This window comes from Hydrogenophaga sp. (genome assembly GCF_030656115.1).
Classification (GTDB): Bacteria; Pseudomonadota; Gammaproteobacteria; order Burkholderiales; family Burkholderiaceae_C; genus Hydrogenophaga.
Genome location: NZ_JAUSOO010000037.1, coordinates 1 through 18,606, shown reverse-complemented (window position 1 = coordinate 18,606; position 18,606 = coordinate 1). Strand labels below are relative to the sequence as shown.

Annotated in this window: 16 protein-coding genes; 8 read left to right on the top strand and 8 right to left on the bottom strand. The window is 65.0% G+C overall.

Annotated elements, in window-relative coordinates:
- Positions 1 to 112 precede the first annotated feature (112 nt).
- From Q7J58_RS04505 to Q7J58_RS04495, 3 genes are all read right to left on the bottom strand, one after another.
- Positions 113 to 3,007, bottom strand: coding sequence for an N-6 DNA methylase (locus Q7J58_RS04505; RefSeq protein ID WP_304824030.1), 2,895 nt, complete (start codon positions 3,005 to 3,007; stop codon positions 113 to 115).
- On the bottom strand, positions 3,004 to 3,342 hold the full coding sequence (locus Q7J58_RS04500; protein ID WP_304824027.1) for a hypothetical protein: 339 nt from the start codon (positions 3,340 to 3,342) through the stop codon (positions 3,004 to 3,006). Before Q7J58_RS04500 ends, Q7J58_RS04505 begins: the two co-directional genes overlap by 4 nt.
- 463 nt (positions 3,343 to 3,805) lie before the next feature.
- Complete coding sequence (locus tag Q7J58_RS04495; RefSeq protein WP_304824024.1) at positions 3,806 to 4,771, bottom strand: YafY family protein; 966 nt, start codon at positions 4,769 to 4,771, stop codon at positions 3,806 to 3,808.
- A gap of 113 nt (positions 4,772 to 4,884) precedes the next feature.
- Here Q7J58_RS04495 and Q7J58_RS04490 point away from each other — a divergent pair, with 113 nt between their 5' ends.
- Positions 4,885 to 5,490, top strand: a complete 606-nt coding sequence (locus Q7J58_RS04490) for a glutathione S-transferase family protein (RefSeq protein ID WP_304824021.1) — start codon at positions 4,885 to 4,887, stop codon at positions 5,488 to 5,490.
- Positions 5,491 to 5,595: 105 nt separating this feature from the next.
- Here Q7J58_RS04490 and Q7J58_RS04485 read toward each other — a convergent pair whose 3' ends face one another.
- Positions 5,596 to 6,261 carry a nitroreductase family protein gene (locus tag Q7J58_RS04485; protein WP_304824019.1) on the bottom strand — a complete coding sequence of 222 codons (666 nt, stop codon included), beginning with the start codon at positions 6,259 to 6,261 and terminating at the stop codon, positions 5,596 to 5,598.
- 186 nt (positions 6,262 to 6,447) lie between these two features.
- A complete protein-coding gene (gene rtcR / locus Q7J58_RS04480; protein ID WP_304824017.1) occupies positions 6,448 to 8,064 on the bottom strand; it encodes an RNA repair transcriptional activator RtcR in 1,617 nt (538 codons plus the stop codon).
- Positions 8,065 to 8,299: 235 nt separating this feature from the next.
- Between rtcR and Q7J58_RS04475 the strand changes: the two genes are divergently transcribed.
- The 7 genes from Q7J58_RS04475 to rtcA all read left to right on the top strand — a co-directional run bounded on the left by Q7J58_RS04475 (position 8,300) and on the right by rtcA (position 16,087).
- Positions 8,300 to 8,539 carry a hypothetical protein gene (locus Q7J58_RS04475; RefSeq protein WP_304824014.1) on the top strand — a complete coding sequence of 80 codons (240 nt, stop codon included), beginning with the start codon at positions 8,300 to 8,302 and terminating at the stop codon, positions 8,537 to 8,539.
- 236 nt (positions 8,540 to 8,775) lie between these two features.
- Complete coding sequence (locus Q7J58_RS04470; protein ID WP_304824012.1) at positions 8,776 to 9,915, top strand: slipin family protein; 1,140 nt, start codon at positions 8,776 to 8,778, stop codon at positions 9,913 to 9,915.
- 68 nt (positions 9,916 to 9,983) lie between these two features.
- Positions 9,984 to 11,207, top strand: coding sequence for an RtcB family protein (locus tag Q7J58_RS04465; RefSeq protein WP_304824009.1), 1,224 nt, complete (start codon positions 9,984 to 9,986; stop codon positions 11,205 to 11,207).
- 18 nt (positions 11,208 to 11,225) lie between these two features.
- Entirely contained in the window at positions 11,226 to 12,065 is an 840-nt protein-coding gene (locus Q7J58_RS04460; RefSeq protein WP_304824006.1) for a nucleotidyltransferase domain-containing protein, read from the top strand.
- A gap of 9 nt (positions 12,066 to 12,074) precedes the next feature.
- Entirely contained in the window at positions 12,075 to 13,139 is a 1,065-nt protein-coding gene (locus Q7J58_RS04455) for a MoxR family ATPase (RefSeq protein WP_304824004.1), read from the top strand.
- Positions 13,140 to 13,162: 23 nt separating this feature from the next.
- Entirely contained in the window at positions 13,163 to 14,995 is a 1,833-nt protein-coding gene (locus Q7J58_RS04450; RefSeq protein WP_304824001.1) for a hypothetical protein, read from the top strand.
- Between the two features lie 6 nt (positions 14,996 to 15,001).
- Positions 15,002 to 16,087 (top strand): RNA 3'-terminal phosphate cyclase, encoded by a 1,086-nt coding sequence (gene rtcA / locus Q7J58_RS04445; RefSeq protein WP_304823998.1) that lies wholly within the window; start codon positions 15,002 to 15,004, stop codon positions 16,085 to 16,087.
- 6 nt (positions 16,088 to 16,093) lie between these two features.
- Here rtcA and Q7J58_RS04440 read toward each other — a convergent pair whose 3' ends face one another.
- The 3 genes from Q7J58_RS04440 to Q7J58_RS04430 form a co-directional block, all read right to left on the bottom strand.
- Positions 16,094 to 16,309: a 4Fe-4S binding protein gene (locus Q7J58_RS04440; RefSeq protein WP_304823995.1), complete on the bottom strand. Its 216-nt coding sequence runs from the start codon at positions 16,307 to 16,309 to the stop codon at positions 16,094 to 16,096.
- Positions 16,310 to 16,417: 108 nt separating this feature from the next.
- The gene (locus tag Q7J58_RS04435; protein ID WP_304824435.1) at positions 16,418 to 16,846 is read right to left on the bottom strand and encodes a hypothetical protein; all 429 of its coding nucleotides are present in this window, start codon (positions 16,844 to 16,846) and stop codon (positions 16,418 to 16,420) included.
- Between the two features lie 9 nt (positions 16,847 to 16,855).
- Positions 16,856 to 18,223: an ammonium transporter gene (locus Q7J58_RS04430; RefSeq protein WP_304823992.1), complete on the bottom strand. Its 1,368-nt coding sequence runs from the start codon at positions 18,221 to 18,223 to the stop codon at positions 16,856 to 16,858.
- Positions 18,224 to 18,606 lie beyond the last annotated feature (383 nt).

The following is an 18,606-nucleotide window of genomic DNA, read 5'->3' as shown; positions in this document are numbered from 1 at the left end:
AGAACGTCGTAGCACTGGGTGACGAAGCTTGCCACCGCAGATGCGCGATACGTGTTGATTCCCGTATTGACCAGGGACTGATGAAGCCGTTCGAAAAAATCTTCTGGGAGAGTCATTGAGCGGCTAAAAGAAGGTTCGCAACTCGCAGTGCGTCTCCGTACGCTCGGTCAAGCGAGAAGTTGAGGCGTCCGGCTGGTTTGTCGACTCGTATTTGTCGCCCACCTTCAGCCCACGTGACATGCGCTGAGTCGTAGAACTGAAACGCGGCCGCGCAAGCTGCCGGTGACTTCGGTAGCGGCTCTGCCATGTCAATGACGATTCGAGCCGAAGAATCGCTTATGCAACCCGCATCACAGTGCCGAAAGAGGGCCCCAAAGCTGCCGCGCAAGGAGGTACTCAATACCGTCAAGTAGTCGTTCGGCACCTTGTCTATGCGTTCGTTTGCATTGGTCGGCGTGAGGCCATTTTCAAACTGGCGGCGCGTGTCAAGGTAGTCCTGCATGGCAGCTGCGACATCTTGTACCTGCATCGCTGCGATGTAGTCCTGCGCGACAGGGGCATCATCTTCAGGTTGCAGGAAGTACTCCGGCTGTGGCACCACAATTTCGCCCAATTCCTTCGGCTCAAAGCGAGTTCGATCCACTTGCCACAGCCGCCCGAACAAGGCGAATTGAAAGCTCGCAAAGTCGCTCATCAAGAAGCGACCAAGCTTGGAAAGCAAGACAGCTTGCTCGTTGAGCGTCAAGCCGGTCGGCGTGTCCTTCCAGCGAATCACATTTATCGACGAGTTGACGGCAAGCGGAAAATCAACCGCCAAGGCCCTGGCCATACTTCGCGGAACCAGCAGCCGCTGGCCCTGGAACATCCGTCGATGTTGGGCATTGCAAGCCTGGAGTCGCTGCTCAGAAAGCTGCTTCGGATGCGCCTCTAACCGTGTAAATCCGTCTTGATATCCGGCGAAATCGCGGGTGCCGCAGAGCTCTTCCGTGCCTATAAGTGTGCGTGCCGGAGAGTCGCCAACTGCAGACACCAGTCCCAGTTGGGTCAGCAGCTTGGCAAAGGTGGTCGCCGTACCTCGCGACACCGCTTGGCGAAGCCTGTTTTTCGCGGCGCGATCCAGAGGGCGAAGTGCGTACGCATCGAAGACCTGCTCCCGATCGCGAAAGACAAGAAAGCTGGGCATCCATTGGACGTCGGAGCGGTCGATCGCCAGCATCCACATCGCTTTGGGCGTGTATGGTTGCGTCCACAGTGCAGGCGAATAGAACGCGGTGCGGCTTGCATGAGTCACCGCACGTGCGGAGACAAACAGCAAAGCAGCGGGCTGTTCGGCGTTTTCGAAAAGATGTCGACGCCATTGCGACAGGTTGACGATCGCGCGAACATGAAATTCCCTCCCCAACGCGGTCAGGAACGTTTTGGCGGAAGGGCTCGAAATCGACTTCGACGGCATGACAAGGCCAAGTATTCCGTCAGGATCCAAGTAACGCCTCAGGCTCATCCACGTGACATGCTCGGACACTTCCCGACCGTCGACTGGATCATCGCTGTCGACTGTGCAAGTTGTGACTCTCTCTAGTGGTTTCCAAGGCGGGTTACCTGCCACACAGGTGAACTCGATCTCTTCGAAATGTCTTGGCGCGCCGAAGAAGTCCGCCACCAAGATGTTCGAGCCGATGAGGGGCGGGAATACCTTCGGTCGACGCCTCTCGTTGACAATACCCAGCAACTCGACCTGGTCGGCGTACTCTAGAAGCTGTAGATAAAGGCTGAACGCAGCAACCGCCGCTGCCGATGAAGCTTTCTCGACGCCGTAGATGCATTGCACCAGGATCTGGCGCAGTTCTTCCATGGGAAGGCGTTGCATTCGACGCTCGACAAGCACACGCTCAACAATCCGCCGGAAGGCGCCTACAAGGAAAACACCGGATCCGGCAGTGGGATCCAGAACGCGTGAGTCCTTTGAGAACTCCCGCTCATCGTCAATGCGATTGAGTACGAAGTCCACGAGAAACGGCGGCGTATAGACCACGCCATCATTGCGCGCGCTAGCGGGGCTCTCGCTCCTCAGGAACTCTTCGTAGACCGCTGACAGTGTCTCGATCTGGATCGCTGTCAGATCAATTTCGAAGAGCTCGGTCTGCTCGCCTCCCTTGTGCCGCGTTGTGCCCCCACGCAGGTAATCGATCGCCAGATCAAGGTGCTCTTGTTGGATTTTTAGTCGTTGATCGGGATCCAATATGAAGACCGCACCGTTGAAGATGTCGTCGATCCGATCCTGCAGCGCCCAAAACTGGGCAAGATTGATTGTCGGTCGGACGACGTGCAACGAGCTGTCGTCTAAGACCAGCCCTTGTGCCCATGCTCCAGGCACAATCCCTCGGTCCAATAAGAGGAACGTATAGAGGACACGCCCGATCAGCCGGTTGATGATCGCTGCAGGAAGCTCGCCGCCTGCGTTCGCGAAGGCTAGGCGTTCATGAAGGTGCTCCAGTGCTCGCAGCAGGCGCTTGTCCACAGTGCCTGCTGACTGCAGTCTGAAATCTCGCCACTGCAGCGAGGACCGCAGGCGCACTGCAGCGAAATCCTTGAGGGCGGAGTCTGCACCGCTCTTCTGCAGATCGTCAGCCTCGACGAGAACCACGAGTGCTGCCCAATCATCCTCAGACGAAAAATCAAAACCGGGGCAAATAATGAAACGTTCTTGGACCGCGATGATGAGCCAGGGGGCGAGGCCTTGACTCCAGACCCACCGATGGTGTCGCCGTGCTTCCTCGACGCTGTCGGCGTGAGCGAGGTAGACGATGGGAACGAATCGGCCGGTGACCCGGTCACCAAACCCAGGCTCCCATGCGCCGAAACAAGCTTGCAGCTTGACCGCGTCCGCAGCAGCGTGCAACGCATGGGCACTACCAACTGCGCGGGTGAAGTTTGACGGCCCCTGCAGTAGTCCTTCATCGCTGGAGTAACCGAGCGTGTCGACAAGCAGATCGATACGACTGCTCACGGTCGCCTCCCCGCCTGATGAACACCAGCAGCGCCGTGGTTAACGCCTGAGTCCTTGCCTATGCCAGACTGCTTCTTGCGCTCCTCTGCCGAAGCCGATGGCACTCGCGACGCACGAAACATGTCAAGTTGCTTGACATTACTGCCGGTTGGCACGGTGCGAGGCGTAACACCGTAATTACCCAAAAGCTGGACGCCATTGACGCCACGGTCTGCGGCCTCGCCGAGAAGGATTGCGATGATGGCGTAGGTGCGCGGGACCGAGCCAGACTTCGAATAGTTCGATACCGACGCAGGTCGGATGCACAGGTACGCTGCGAAGTCATTGATGGTCATTCCGGCTTTGCCAAGATGGCGACGAAACTCCGCGTAGAGCACTGATTCTCCTTTGAATGTCTCAGAATTTTATGAGAACTATACAGGGTTGTGAAGCTCGGGTTTTCCTTGCCTGGGACAACAACGAACCAGGTCGATATGTAGTGAGCGCACGGAGGCACCCCCGACCAACCACCGCGCTACAGCCCTCTCACTCCAGCATCGACATCAACACCCTCAGCCCGAACGGCGTCACCGTCACATCCCGCCCCTCGCCGCACCAAGTCCCGTGCCACCAGGTGCCGGTAAAGCTGATTGGCCAGCTGGCCCGCGAGGTGATCGCGCCGCTCCGACCAGTCGAGGTAGGGGTAGGCGAAGCGTCGTCGTCGGCTGGGTTCTGGGGGCTCGAAGCCCAGTTGCCGCCGCTCACCGGCTGCAGTCCCTGTGCCGCCATCAGGCCGCCGACCTCTTGTTTTCCTCACCATCACCCACCACCCCGCGCCAAACTCCGCCCCACCCGCTCACTCGCCCGGCGCAGCCGCTCCTTGAGCACGGGTGGCTCCAGCACATCAAAGTCCACGTCCAGCGCCATGAGCCAGTACACCAGCGAGTCCAGCTGGCCCGCGCCACAGCGCATGAGGCAGTGGGCGTCGTCGATGGCCTCCAGCGTGGCGGCGGAGGGGGGAATGGTGCGCAGCATTACCTCGCGCGATTGGTGCAGCACCACGCGCGCCTGGTCGCCCTGGTGCACGCCGGCCATCGCCCCGGTGACGTAGGCGCGCAGGTCGCCTGCCGGCGCCGGGCGCGGCGCGAAGTGCGCGCCGCTGCGGGGCGTGCCCTGCACGCGGTCGATGCGGAAGGTGCGCCAGTCGTCGCGCGCCGGGTCCCAGGCCACGAGGTACCAGTGGTTGCCGGTGTGCACCAGCCCGTGCGGCTGCACCTGGCGCACGCTGGCCTGGCCGCGCAGGTCGCGGTAGCTGAAGCCCACCTGCAGCTGGTCGCGGCAGGCCGTGGCCAACGTGGCCAGCACGCCCGCGTCGATGGTGGGCCCCATGCGCTGCACCGGCACGATGGCCGAGCGCAGCGCGTGCGTGCGGCGGCGCAGGCGGGTGGGCATCACCTGTTCCAGTTTCACCAGCGCGCGCAGCGAGCTCTCTTCCACACCGCTCACGGTGCCGGCCGCGGCGATCTGCAGGGCAATGGCCACCGCCAGCGCCTCTTCGTCGTCCAGCAGCAGCGGCGGCAGCGACTGCCCTGCGCGGAACGCATAGCCGCCCGCCACGCCGCTGCTGGCGTGAATGGGGTAGCCGAGCTGGCGCAGCCGGTCGATGTCGCGCCGCAGCGTGCGCGGGTGCACCGCCAGCCGCTCGGCCAGCTCGGGGCCGGCCCAGTGGTTGCGCGTTTGCAGCAGCGACAGGACGCGCAGCAGGCGCGAGGACGATGAAAGCATGTGTGCACTCTAGCTTTTATTGAGGGCCGAATCTGTCCGCAATGGGCGCGACATTGTGGCCACGGGTTCGGCACGGTGTCGAGCCCGCCACCCACATCTCAAAGGAGCCCTTCATGTCCCAAATCGTTCTCTACTGGCACCCCATGTCCAGCGCCACCCCCGTCGCCTGCGCCCTCGCCGAACTCGGCGTGCCGCACGAGCGCGTCAAGGTCGACATCACCACCGGTGAGCAGCGCCGACCCGACTTCCTGGCCCTGAACCCCAATGGCAAGGTGCCCACCTTGACGGTGGACGGCGCGCCGATGTTCGAGGCGCTGGCGATCGAGCTGTGGCTGGGTCACACGTATGGCGTGCAGAGCGGCCTGTGGCCGGCCGGCGGCACGCCGGAACACCTGCAGGCCATGTCATGGAGCACCTGGTCCTACGTGACCTACGGCGCGCAGCTGGTGCGTCTGCAGGCCGCGAAAGACATGGGCACGCCCGACGACGCGCACGGAACCGCGGCGCACAAAGCCCTTGACGGGCTGCTCACCGTGCTCGACGGGCGCCTGAACCAGAAGCCCTGGTTGCTCGGCGATGCCTACACGCTGGCCGACCTGATCGTGGCCTCGGTGATCGGCTACAGCGTCTACCTGGGTGCTCCGTTGGCCGGGCACCCGACCACGCTGGCTTGGCTGGAGAAGGTGCAGGCGCGTCCGGCGATGCAGATCGACGCCTGACGGGTGCTGGTCACGGGCCTCGGAACGGCGCAGCAAGCTGGTGGACGATCAAGGCGCCACCTGACGGGCCGGCCGCGCACCTGCATGCCGCCGGCCCGCTTCAGATCACTTCACTTCGCTCACAAACTGCTCCAGCGGGCGGCGCACCTTCTTCAGGTTCACCAACCAGTCGCCTTCGTCGGCGCGGTAGCCCAGCGGCAAGATCGCGACGCTGCGCAGGCCGCGCTCGCGCAGTTTCAGGATGTTGTCCAGCTTGGCCGGGTCGAAACCTTCCATGGGCGTGCTGTCCACGGCTTCAAATGCGGCGGCGATCAGCGCGGCGCCCAGGCCGATGTAGGCCTGGCGGGCGGCGTGCTGGAAGTTCACTTCGGCATCGCGCTGCGGGTAGCTTTTCAGCAGCATCTGGCGGTAGTTTTCCCAGCCTTCGTTGGTGCCGCCGCGCTGCTCGTTCGTCAGGTCGAACATGTGGTTGATGCGCTCGGCGGTGTAGTTTTCCCAGGCGGCGAACACCAGCAGGTGCGAGCCGTCGGTGATCTGCGCCTGGTTCCAGGCAATGGGCTGGATCTGCTCGCGCACGGCCTTGCTGGTGACGACGATGATCTCGTACGGCTGCAGGCCGCTGGAGGTGGGCGCCAGGCGCGCGGCTTCGACAATGCGGTCCACCTTGTCTTGCGGCACGGCCTTGGTGGCGTCCATCTTTTTGGTGGCGTAGCGCCACTGCAGTTTGTCGAGCAGGACGGGGGCTTGAATGGGTAACGACAGGTCGCTCATGGGTGTTCTCCAAGGGGGGTGACGCCCACACGGCGCGGGCGGATGGGCCATCTTGTCGCCGCGCAGCGAACTGTGCTGGCGACAGCGCCGACGGCGGCATGGCTCACGGCATGTGCGCAGCGGTCAGCGCGGATTGGCGGGATCGGGTATACGCATGCGCTCAGCGCCTGCGTGCGGGGCGCGCGCTCAGCGCGACACCTGCTCCCAGCGCAGGTCGTGTTTCTGCAGGTACTTGCGCAGGCGGTCGGCGTCGTTGACGACCGAGCGCTGGGTGCGCGAGCGGTCGAAGAGCGTGCGACCGGCTTCCGAGAGCGTGCGCGAGGCGCGGCACACGCGCACCACGGCCAGCAGTTGCAGCTTGTCAAACAGATCGAGCTGGCCCAGCGCGTCGGCGCTCAGCAGGTCGGCCAGCTCGACAGCGTCGTCGGCCAGGCGGGCCACGTCATCCGGCGCCTGGTTCATCTGCCAGAGCCAGCGCAGACGCTGCAGCTCCGCCTCGACCAGCGGCACCGCGATGCGCCCGCCCTCGGCCAACGTGCACAGCCGCGTCACGCTCGCGGCCAGGTCGCGGAAGTTGCCGCTCCACAAGGCCTCGGGCGACTGCGCGAAACGCAGGTACAGCGCCTTGGCCTCGGCGTTGAAGCGCACCGCGCGGCCCAGCTCGGCGGCGCAGCGCGTCACCAGGTGGTCCACGTTGGGTTCGATGTCTTGCGGCCGCTGCGCGAGCCCGGGCAGCGTGTACGACCAGAGGTTGATGCGCGCGTAAAGGTCTTCGCGAAAACGCCCTTCGAGCACGTCCACGCGCAGGTCGCGGTTCGTGCCCGCGATCAGCTGGAAGTCGCTGCTCACCTCGCGGTCGCTGCCCACGGGGTAGAAGCGCTTGTCTTCCACGGCCTTCAGCAACATCGCCTGCTCGTCCAGCCCCAACTCACCGATCTCGTCGAGAAACAAGACGCCCCCATGCGCCGTGCGCAGCAGGCCCGCGCGGTCGCTGGCGGCGCCAGTGAAGGCGCCCTTCTTGTGGCCAAACAGCGTGGACGCCGCGCCCTCGCCCTGCAGGGTGGCGCAGTTCACCTCCACAAAATCGCCAGCGACTTGGTGGCGCGATTTCTTCAGCTCGAACATGCGCCGCGCCAGGTGCGACTTGCCCGCGCCCGTCGGCCCGGTCAGCAAGATCGGCGCCTTCGAGCGCAGGGCCACGCGTTCGATCTCTTCGATCAGCGCGTTGAAATCGGCGTTGCGCGTGGCAATGCCGCTCTTGAGGAAATCCAGCGCGTCGCGCTGCGCTTGGTCAAAGCGCTGCGCCAGGCCGTCGTAGCGCGAGAGGTCGAGATCGATCAGCGCGTAGCTGCCCGGGTTGGCGCTCGTCTGCTTCTTGGGCGGCGAGGTCTGCAGCAACACACCCGGAATCAACCGCGACTCGGTGAGCAGAAACATGCAGATCTGCGCCACGTGCGTGCCGGTGGTGATGTGCGTCCAGTAGCGCTCTTTCTCGGGTTGAAAGCGGTACTGCTTCACCCAGTCGTAGAGCACGCCGTAGACCTCGCCGAAGTCCCAGGGGTCGGCCATCTCCAGCGGCACCAGGCGCACGGCGGTGTCGGGCGAGGTGGTCTCAATGTCCTGCTTCAACTGGTCGGCCAGGGCCTGGTGCTGGCGCGTGTAGAGCAGCTCCAGGCGGTGCACCTGCATGTCCTCGTGCTGCACCAGCGAGACCGTGGGGCGCCACTTCTCCCAGCGCCCCGCGCCACGCCCGCTGTCGAGCTGGGTGCCTAGGAATCCGATGACGACGGTTTTTTTGGGCATAGCTAGCATTCTAGTTTGGCTAGCTGCTGAGCTTGGTTCTGTGGAAGCTGAGAGAGGTGTCGAAACAGACGCCTCGGGAAAATGCTTTTGAATCAATGGCTTGCAAAAGAGATGTCCCGTTGATACGGATTGGCACGCATCTGGCGATACATGAAGCACCAGACGCCAGCGTCGAACGCTCACAGGCCAGGGTTGGGACGAAGGTCCGCCCTGCCGGTGCAGGAAGTCCGGAGCCGTGGAGGTTCTGTCGATGCCCTGCATGCCGCGCGGCGCGAACGTCTGGTTCGGCCTGGTTGTGGAAACCGCCCCGAAAGGAAGCGTCTGGTTCGACTCCAGACAGGTCACCCTGGTGGCTCAGAGGAAGAGCAGTCTTGAAAAAGACCCGCAGGTTCGACTCCTGTCCATTGCTCCGGTCGAAAGGCTGGAGCGCTTGAAGAAGAGACGGTCGAAAGACCACCCGCCGAACGCGGGGTGAGGGAGCACCGGTTGCGCTGCAACCCCAAGCCCATGCCCCGTCAGCCGGTGGCGGTTCGTGCCAGACCCGGGCACAGCCCGCGCCCGCAGCCAGCCCGCTGCCGCCCCGCAAGGGGCAGCACGCACGGCGCACTGCAAGGCCCGCGGTTGTGCTCCCTGGTGCCCCGTCATCGCTGTAACGGCACCCCCATTGCAAGAAGCCGCAACGGCCAACCGAAGTGAAGTGAGAAAAAGAAAATGCTGAAGATCGAACGTTTCACCGTGAAGAAAAACGAACGCGCCCTGCTGCTGCGCAACGGCGATTTCGACCGCGTGCTGCGCAGCGGCACCCACTGGCTGTTTGCCGGACTGGACCAGCTGCGCATTGAGGTGTTCCCCATGGACCCAACCGCGTTTCGCCACGCCCTGGCCGACTACCTGATGGCCAAGGAACCCGACGTGGTGGCGGCCGAGTTCGTGCGGGTGGAGCTGTTGGAACACCAGGTGGGCCTGCGCAGCGAAAACGGTGTGTTGGTCGAGATCCTGCCGCCCGGCACGCGCCGCCTGTTCTGGAAGGGCCTGGTGGACGTGGCGGTGCAAGTGATCGATCTGCAGGCCGGTACCGAGCTGCCCGCCGCCTTGGTGGCCCGCCTGACCCAGACCCAGCTGCGCCAACGCGCGGTGACGGGCCTGGAGGGCGTGTTGCAGGTTCAGGTGCCCGAGGGCATGAGCGCACTGCTGAGCATCGACGGCAAGGTCGAGCGTCTGCTGCCTGCGGGGGTTTACGCCTTCTGGAAGTTTGGCCGCAGTATCGCGGTGGAGCTGGTGGACCTGCGGCTGCAGGCGGTGGAAGTGTCGGGCCAGGACATCATGACCCGCGACAAGGTGGGCCTGCGCCTGAACCTGAGCGCCACCTTTCGCTACACCGATGTGCAGCGCGCCTTTGCCCAGTTGCAAAAGCCTGCGGAGCACCTGTACCGCGAGCTGCAGTTTGCGCTGCGCGCCGCCGTGGGCACCCGCACGCTTGATGAGCTGCTGGAGAACAAGACGGTGATCGACGATGTGGTGAGCGCCTACATGTTGCCCAAGTTGCAGCCTTACGGCATCGCCCTGGAGAGCGTGGGTGTGAAAGACATCGTGTTGCCCGGCGAGATGAAGACCATCCTGACCCAGGTGGTGCAGGCGGAAAAGCTGGCGCAAGCCAACGTGATCCGCCGCCGCGAAGAAACGGCCGCGACCCGTTCGCTGCTCAACACCGCGAAGGTGATGGAAGACAACCCCGTGGCGCTGCGCATGAAGGAGCTGGAGACGCTGGAACGTGTGGCCGAACGCATCGACAAGATTTCGGTGTTCGGCGGCCTCGACCAGGTGTTGAATGGGTTGGTGAAGCTGCGTTGAATGTTGTGGAAAGTATGCGGAGGGTGAAAACCCTTCGCGTTCACCAAAACCATCAGGAGAATCAAGACATGAACTACAACCAAGAACAACCCGAAGGCGGCGTGCCCATCAAGATGTGGACCCGGGGCGTGCCCGTCGAAGACGAAGCGAAGAAGCAACTGGCCAACGCTGCGCGCCTGCCCATTGTGTTCAAGCACGTGGCCGTGATGCCCGACGTGCACCTGGGTATCGGCGCCACCGTGGGCTCGGTCATCCCAACCTTCAAGGCCATCATCCCCGCTGCGGTGGGGGTGGACATCGGCTGCGGAATGATGGCCTGCAAGACCACCCTGCGCGCCGAAGACCTGCCCGACAACCTGGGGCCGCTGCGTGCCGCGATCGAGAAGGCCGTGCCGCACGGCATGACGCCGATCCGCCAGCGTGCCGGTCGCGACAAAGGCAGTTGGGAGAACCCGCCTTCGCTGGTGGATCAGGCCTGGGCCACGCTCAAGGACGAGTTCGACGCGATCTGCGAGCAGTACCCGCGCCTGAAGAACACCAACAACCACAAGCACCTGGGCACGCTCGGGACAGGCAACCACTTCATCGAGGTCTGCCTGGATGAAGCGGGCGCCGTGTGGTTCATGCTGCACTCGGGTTCGCGTGGTGTGGGCAACGCCATCGGCACCACCTTCATCGAGCTGGCGAAGAAGGATGCCGAGCGCAACAACGTGCACCTGCCCGACCAGGACCTGGCGTACTTCGAGGAAGGCTCGCAGTACTTCGGCGACTACGTGCGCGGCGTGGGCTGGGCGCAGAAGTTCGCGCGCCTGAACCGCGAGGTGATGATGAAGAACCTGGTTGCCACGGTGAAGCAGGTGATCACCAAGCCCTTTGAGACGCACGTCGAGGCGGTGAACTGCCACCACAACTACGTGCAGAAGGAAACGCACTTCGGTGAAGAGGTCTTCGTGACCCGCAAGGGCGCGGTGAGTGCGAAGAAGGGCGAGCTGGGCATCATCCCGGGGAGCATGGGCGCGCGCAGCTACATCGTGCGCGGCCTGGGCAACCCGGAGAGCTTCGAGAGCTGCAGCCACGGCGCCGGCCGCGTGATGAGCCGCACCAAGGCCAAGAAGATGTTCACCGTCGCCGACCAGATCAAGGCGACCGAGGGCGTGGAATGCCGCAAGGACGAAGCCGTGATCGACGAGATCCCGATGGCCTACAAGGACATCGACGCGGTGATGGAAGCGCAGAAGGACCTGGTGGAGGTGGTGTATGTGCTCAAGCAGGTGTTGTGTGTGAAGGGGTAGATGAAAAAGGAATCCGCCATGTCGGTACAACAAGAATTTCTGTATTCCTCCCATCCCATCGACCCCGCCATGCGCGAGCAGGTCATGCCGAACTTGCGTGCCATCGAAGCCCAGCACAGCGTGACCATCCTGTTTGCCTGCGAGTCCGGCAGCCGGGGCTGGGGCTTTGCCTCGCCCGACAGCGATTACGACGTGCGCTTCATCTACGTGAATCGCCTGCCGTGGTACCTGACGGTGGCGCCAGGGCGCGACGTGATTGAACTGCCGATCAGTGGCGACCTGGACATCAACGGTTGGGACCTGCGCAAGGCGCTGGGCCTGATGCGCGAGTCCAACCCCACGCTGCTGGAGTGGCTGCGTTCGCCCATCGTCTACCGCGAAGAGGCCGAGACGATGGCCCGTTTCCGCGCGCTGGCCGAACGGGTGTTTTCCAACGCCAAGGGCTGGCACCACTACACCTCCATGGCGAAGAAGAACTTTCGCGAGCATCTGCAGGCCGACGAGGTGCGCTACAAAAAATACCTCTACGTGCTGCGCCCCCTGCTGGCCGTGCGCTGGATCCTCACGCGGACCGGTGTGCCGCCCATGCGTTTTGCCGAGCTGGCGCAGCACACGCTGGACGCCAGCGCAGACGCCGCACTGATCGCAGAGATCAACGCGTTGCTGGAGGTGAAGATGCGTGCCGGTGAAGCCGCGACCAGCCCACGCTGGCCGGGCATTCACGCCTTCATCGAAGCCGAGCTGGCACGCAACGCGGCCGAACCTGCGACAGCGATCGCTGCGCACTTCGACACGACCGCAATCGACGCGTTGCTGCACGACACCGCGCTGCGCTTCACACACCCGACCAACGCCTGACTCCCGCCCATGCAAGCTGTTCATTCCCTTTCTCCATCGCAACTGAGCGAGTTTCTGTTGAACGTCGCGACGGCGCGCCCGGTCTTTATCTGGGGGCCGCCGGGCATTGGCAAGTCGGCGCTGGTGGAAGCGTTCGCCCGCAGCGTCGGCTTGCCCTGCGTGTCGCTGTTGGGCAGTCAGCTCGCGCCGGAGGACTTGATGGGGGTGCCGCAGATCGTGGACGGCGTCAGCCGTTTCTGCCCGCCCGCCATGATTGCGCGGCGCGAACCCTACTGCCTGTTCCTGGACGAACTCAACGCCTGCTCACAGGATGTACAGAAGGCGTTCTACAGCCTGATTCACGACCGCCGTGTCGGCGAATACCTGCTGCCCGAGGGTTCGATCGTGGTCGGTGCCGGCAACCGCGCCCAGGACTCGGCCATCGTCAAGCCGATGTCTTCGGCGCTGATGAACCGCATGGTGCACGTGCACTTGAAGGTCTCGGCCAGCGAGTGGATGGTCTGGGCCGCGTCCCACGGTATCCACCCCATGGTGCTGGAGTACGTGCAGCAGCGGCCCGACCACCTGTGGAGCGCGCCGCCCAAGCACGAAGAGCCGTTTTCCACGCCGCGCGCCTGGCACATGCTCAGCGACGCCCTGCATGCGTTCGGCGCCGAGCCGCCCGCCGCCATGGTCGAGGCGTTGGCCCATGGTTGCCTCACGCCGCAGCATGCTGCGCAGTTCAAGGCCTTCGGCAAGCTGGCGGCCGATCGGCATCGGCTGGAGGCGATCTTCAAGGGCGATGCCCGCTGGCCGCACGCGCCAGAAGACCGGGACGTGCTGTACTTTCTCGCGCAGGCGTTCCGTGCTCGACTGCTCAAGATGCTGCCAGCGGACAAGAGCGGCAGCAGCGGTGATCTGCAAGCCCTGGTGCATCGCTCCAAGGGCATGCTCAAGGACCTGGCCCAGATCAGCCTGGAGATGGCCCAGGTGGTGGTGGCCGAAGACGGCGGCCAGACGCTGCCCGCCTGGTACATGATCGAAGTGGTGCGGGATCTGCCCCGCCTGGTCGAGCGCCAGGCCAAGGCGGACTGAGCCGTTCAGGCCCTTTGGCAACCATGGCCCGACCCTCGTCCAAAACCAACCCCGCCACCGAAGCCTATGGGGCTGGCATGGCGATGGTCCGCGCGCACCCGATCTTCGGACCGCTGGCGCTGCGCGTGACCTGGGTGCGTTCGGCCACGGCCTCGCTGTGCCCGGCGGCAGCGTGGCTGGTGGTGCGGCCGGAGAGCTGCATCCACGTGCACCCCAAGCGCCATGCCGAGGCGACCCAATGGGCGTTCGTTCTGGCTCGTGGCTTGCTGGCCTATGCGCTGGAGTTGTTTCAGCCTGACCGTGGTGACTGGGGCGCCTGGTCAGCCGCCGCCGATGTGGTCAGCACGCGCTTTCTGGCCTCGGTGAAATTCGGCCAGGCCCCTGCCGACATGCAGTTGCCGACCGATGCCCCTTTGTGGGACGAGGAGCGCTGGTACCGCGAGTTCTGCGACAACGGCGTGCCACCCTGGGCCGCAGCCCTGAGCCTGGCCGGACCCTTGCACACCAGCCTGCTGGCGCCGGCTTGGTGGCCACCGGCCCGGCCCGCCCCCACCGCTTCCCGCTACAGCCGCACCCCGCAGACCAGCTGGGCGCAGGTCTTCGCGGCGGGCATCGCTCAGTCCGTCACCCAAGCGGTCGAGATCGCTGCCGGCACACGCACCGCACTCGGAGGCTCGGTCCAGAGCGCGCCTCGCAGCAGCACAGAACGGGCGCGCAGCTGGTTCATCAGCAGCTTCCCCTTGCTCGGCGGCATGGTGGCGGCGTTTGATATTCAGGAGAACGCCGATCTGTGCCGCCGTGAAGAAGTGATGGTGGCGGCGGTGGACGAGACCTTGCGAACCATCTATCTCAACCCGGCGGCCGGGCTGACGGAGAAGGAAACCCGCTTCGTGATCGCGCACGAAATCCTGCACGTGGCCCTGCGCCACCTGAGCCGCCGCCTGGGGCGCGATCCCTATCTCTGGAACGTGGCTTGCGACTACGTGATCAACGACTGGCTGATCGAGCTGCAGGTGGGCAGCGCGCCGACGCTGGGCCTGCTGCACGACCCGGACCTCAGGGGCCTGTCGGCCGAGGAGGTGTACGACCGCATCGTGGTTGACCTGCGGCGCATGCGCAAGCTGCGCACGCTCGCCGGTCTGCAGGGCGACATGCTCGAACGCCGGTTGAGCGCCGAACGCACGCCGTTCACCGACCTGGACCGGTTCTACAAGGAGCAACTGGGCAAGGGCCTGATGCTGCACGAGTCCCAAGGCCGGGGCCTCCTGCCGGCGGGCTTGCTGGAGGAGATCCGGGCGCTGCTGCAACCGCCGATTCCTTGGGAGGTTGAACTGGCGCGCTGGTTCGATCACCACTTTCCGCCCATCGAAACGCGGCGCACCTACGCGCGCCTGAGCCGCCGCCAGTCGGCCACGCCCGACATTCCCCGACCCCGCGTCTCGCCTGATCCGCGCTGGCTCGATGGCCGTACCTTCGGTGTGGTGCTGGACACCTCCTCGTCCATGGACCGGCACACGCTGGCCAAGGCCCTGGGCAGCATCGCCGGCTATGCGCTGGCCAAGGAGGTGCCCGCCGTGCGGCTGGTGTGCTGCGATGCGGCCGCACACGACATGGGCTACATGCCGGCCGAGGACATCGCCCACCGGGTGGAGGTCAGGGGACGCGGCGGCACGGTGTTGCAGCCTGCCGTGTCGCTGCTGCACAGCGCGCCCGATTTTCCACAGGATGGACCTTTGCTGATCATCACCGACGGGGACTGCGATGTGCTCGATGTGCCCCGTTCTCACGCCTTCCTGCTGCCGGCAGGAAAGCGCTTGCCGTTCCGACCGCGCGGCGATGTTTTCTATTTGTCTTGAACACCCATGCGTTCTTTCTCAATCCCTCCCGCATCGCAGCGCGACAGCGGCCCGATCCGCATCGACGGCTCCACCGGCGAAGGCGGTGGCCAGATCCTGCGCACCAGCCTGTCGCTCTCCATGATCACCGGCCAGCCGGTGCGCATCGAGAACATCCGCGCCAAGCGCCCCAAGCCCGGCCTGATGCGCCAACACCTGGCCTGTGTGCTGGCGGCTCAGGCGGTGAGTGGTGCGCAGGTGAGCGGGGCCGAGCTGGGCTCGCAGACACTGGTGTTCGAACCGGGCGCGCTGCGTCCGGGTGAGCACGCGTTTGCCATCGGTTCGGCGGGCAGTTGCCTGCTGGTGCTGCAGACGGTGCTGCCCGCGCTGATGCTGGCCCCCGCAGCCAGCCAGCTCAAGCTCTCAGGCGGCACGCACAACCCGTTGGCGCCCAACTTCCACTTCATTCAGCGCGCGTTCCTGCCGCAGCTTGCGCGCCAGGGTGTGAAGGTGGAGGCAACGCTGCGCCGCCATGGCTTCTACCCCGCTGGCGGCGGTGAGATGCTGGCGACCATTGAGCCGGCTGCGGGCGGCCTGCGCCCGTTTGATTTGCTGGAGCGCGGCGCGGTCGGTGAACCGTTTGCCGAATCGCTGGTGGCCGCCGTGCCGCGCCGCGTGGCCGAACGCGAGCTGTCGCTGCTCCAGGGCGCGCTGGGGTGGTCCGATGAACAGCTGCGCGTGCCCAACGTGCGTCAGAACGAAGGCCCGGGCAATGCGCTGATCGCCATGCTGGTGCACGAGCACGTGACCGAGGTGTTCACCAGCTTCGGCGCAAAGTCGGTGAGTTCGGAACAGGTGGCCAGCCGGCTGCTGCGGCAGGTCAAGGCCTATGAGGCCAGCACGGCGGCGGCCGGCCCTCACCTGGCCGACCAGCTGGCGCTGCCCTGGGCGCTGGCGGTGCACCAGAGCGGTCAGGCGGCGGCCTACAGCTGCAGCGAGATCACGGAACACACGCGCACCAACCTGGAGGTGATCCAGCGCTTTCTGCCGGTGCGTGCCGAGGTGGCCCGGGAAGTGCCGGGCCGCTGGCGCGTCGCGTTGGCGCCCGCATAGGCGCGATCACGCCGTCTTGACCATCGCGATCGCATCAAACGGGCACTTCACCGCGCACTTCGAGCAACCCGTACAACCCGCCTCGTCGTGCAGCCGGGAGAACTTCTTCCAGCGTTCAACGTCGAGTGACAGCACATGCGGCGGGCACACCGCCACGCACCAGCCGCAGCCGGTGCAGCGGGTCTTGTGAATGACGGGCAGTGCCTTGCGTTCGGTCGCCATGCCGGTATTGTGGAGGGCTCGCAAGACGACATCCCCACCCCGCGCAGCTTGGTCGCGCGCGTGCCATCGCCGTGGTTGGCGCCTCTTGGCGCTCGCGGCTTCCGGGTTTCAGCGCAGCCGGCCGATGTAGCGCGTGTCGGACTCGTCGCCGTCGGTGGGTTTGCCGCCCGGGTTGTTCAAGGTCGATTCTGCAAAGCCACTGGCAGGCACCGAGTCGGCGAACCCGCCGGCCCGTGGCGCGCTGTTTGGCCGGGCGCCGCCGGGGACCTGCCCGGCGCGCAGCGCTTCCTGGGCTTTCTGCAACAAGGGTTTGCGCACCGGTACACCCATTTCTGGAATGGCGGCTTCGAGTTTGTCGGCCCAGGGCAGCAGGTCGGTATGGCCCTCGCTGTCGGCTTTTTCGCGTGCGAAGCGCACGATCTCCGTCGCATAGACGGCGTTGGTCGCCATCCACTCGGTGTCGGTCACACGGCCAGTTTTGCGCCGCAGCAACACGTGCATGTGGGCGGCGGTGGCGAAGGTTTCGCTCTGAGACATGGCATTTTCTCAGTGACCAATTTGTTCGTTGTGCAGCGCCAGGTCCAGCCCGGTGCGCTCATCCGTCTCCCGCACCCGGAGATCGGTCACGCGCGAGGTGATCCACAGCACCACGGCACTCATCACCAGGCTGTAGCCCAGCACGGCCACGCAGGCGATGAGCTGCGTCACGACGCTGCCTTGAACACCCGCAATGTCCGGGTCGGCGAAAACGCCCGTGAGCATGGCGCCCACCAGACCCCCTACACCGTGCACGCCGAACACGTCGAGGGAGTCGTCGGCTTGCAGTTTGCGTTTCAGGGTGGTGGCGCCCCAGTAGCAGGCGACACCGGCCACCAGACCGATCACAAGCGCACTGCGCGGCGTGACGAAACCTGCCGCTGGGGTGATGGCCACCAGCCCCGCCACCACGCCCGAGCACAGACCCAGCAGCGACGCACGCTTGCGCGCCAGCCACTCCGCGCCCATCCAGGACAGCGCGCCGGCCGCCGCCGCTACGTGTGTGACCAACAGCGCCAGCCCCGCGCGGCCGTCGGCGGCCAGCGCCGAGCCGGCGTTGAAACCGAACCAGCCCACCCACAGCAGGCCGGTGCCGGCCATGGTCAGGCCCAGGTTGAACGGCACAAAAGGCTCGCGTCCATACCCGGTGCGTGGGCCCAGCGCATAGGCGCAGACCAGCGCGGCGGCGCCGGCGTTGATGTGCACCACGGAGCCCCCGGCAAAGTCGAGTGCGCCCTGCTTGGCGAGCCAGCCACCCGGCTCCCAGACCCAGTGGGCAATGGGCGCGTACACCAACAGCAGCCACAGGCTGCTGAACAGCAGCAGGGCGCCGAAGTGCATGCGCTCGACCAGCGCGCCCACCACCAGCGCGCAGGTGATGATGGCAAAGGTGAGCTGGAACATGGCAAACACCGACTCGGGTACGTGGGGCGCAATGTGGCTCACCGACACCTGGGCGCTGGCGCCCAGGTAGTCCATGCCCGCAAAACCCATGCGCTGCACGCCACCGATGAACCCACCCAGGATGCCGCTGCCGGGCGTAAAGGCCAGCGAATACGCCAGTGCAAACCAGAGCACGCTGACCACCGCCGCAATGCCCACCACGCTGGCCATGGTGTTGATGACGTTCTGGCGCCGCACCATGCCGCCGTAGAACAGGGCGATACCGGGCAGCGTCATCAGCAGCACCAGCGCAGTGCTGACCATGAGCCAGGCGGTGTCGGCACCGCTGATGGCACTGGTGGCCACCAAGCCCGGAGCACTCAAGGCCACCGGGGCGCTGGCGGCGCTCTGGGCCACCTGCGCCCAGAGCGAGGAAGGGGCTGCGAGTGAGAGCCCCACAGTCAGGGCCGCAAGGGCCGCACGATTTTGGTGCATTTGGGTTCCTTTCCAACGATGACCGGGTGACTGCATTTCCCGTGCCACACTTCGCGAAAACCAAGGGAAAATCCCAATGCACGTACCTGGTGCGAGCCGTTACAGTTCCGTCACTCGCAAACAGCGCACGGCGCTGGTGACCGCGGGGGACCGAGGAGACAAGCCCAGTCCAACTCAAAAATTGTTTCAGCGTCCCCAGAGATGCCAGACATCACAAGCCAGCCCCTCGGGGTTGGTTTTTTTTGTGCGCCCAGCATGGGCGCACTCCTGCGGGTGCAAGTCCCGCCGCAAGTTGACCAAGACGAGCGAAGCGAAGCGCAACCGCATGAGGGCGACCGAGTGTGGGAAGGAAGCGTGGAGCGCAAATCATGAGCCGATGGACA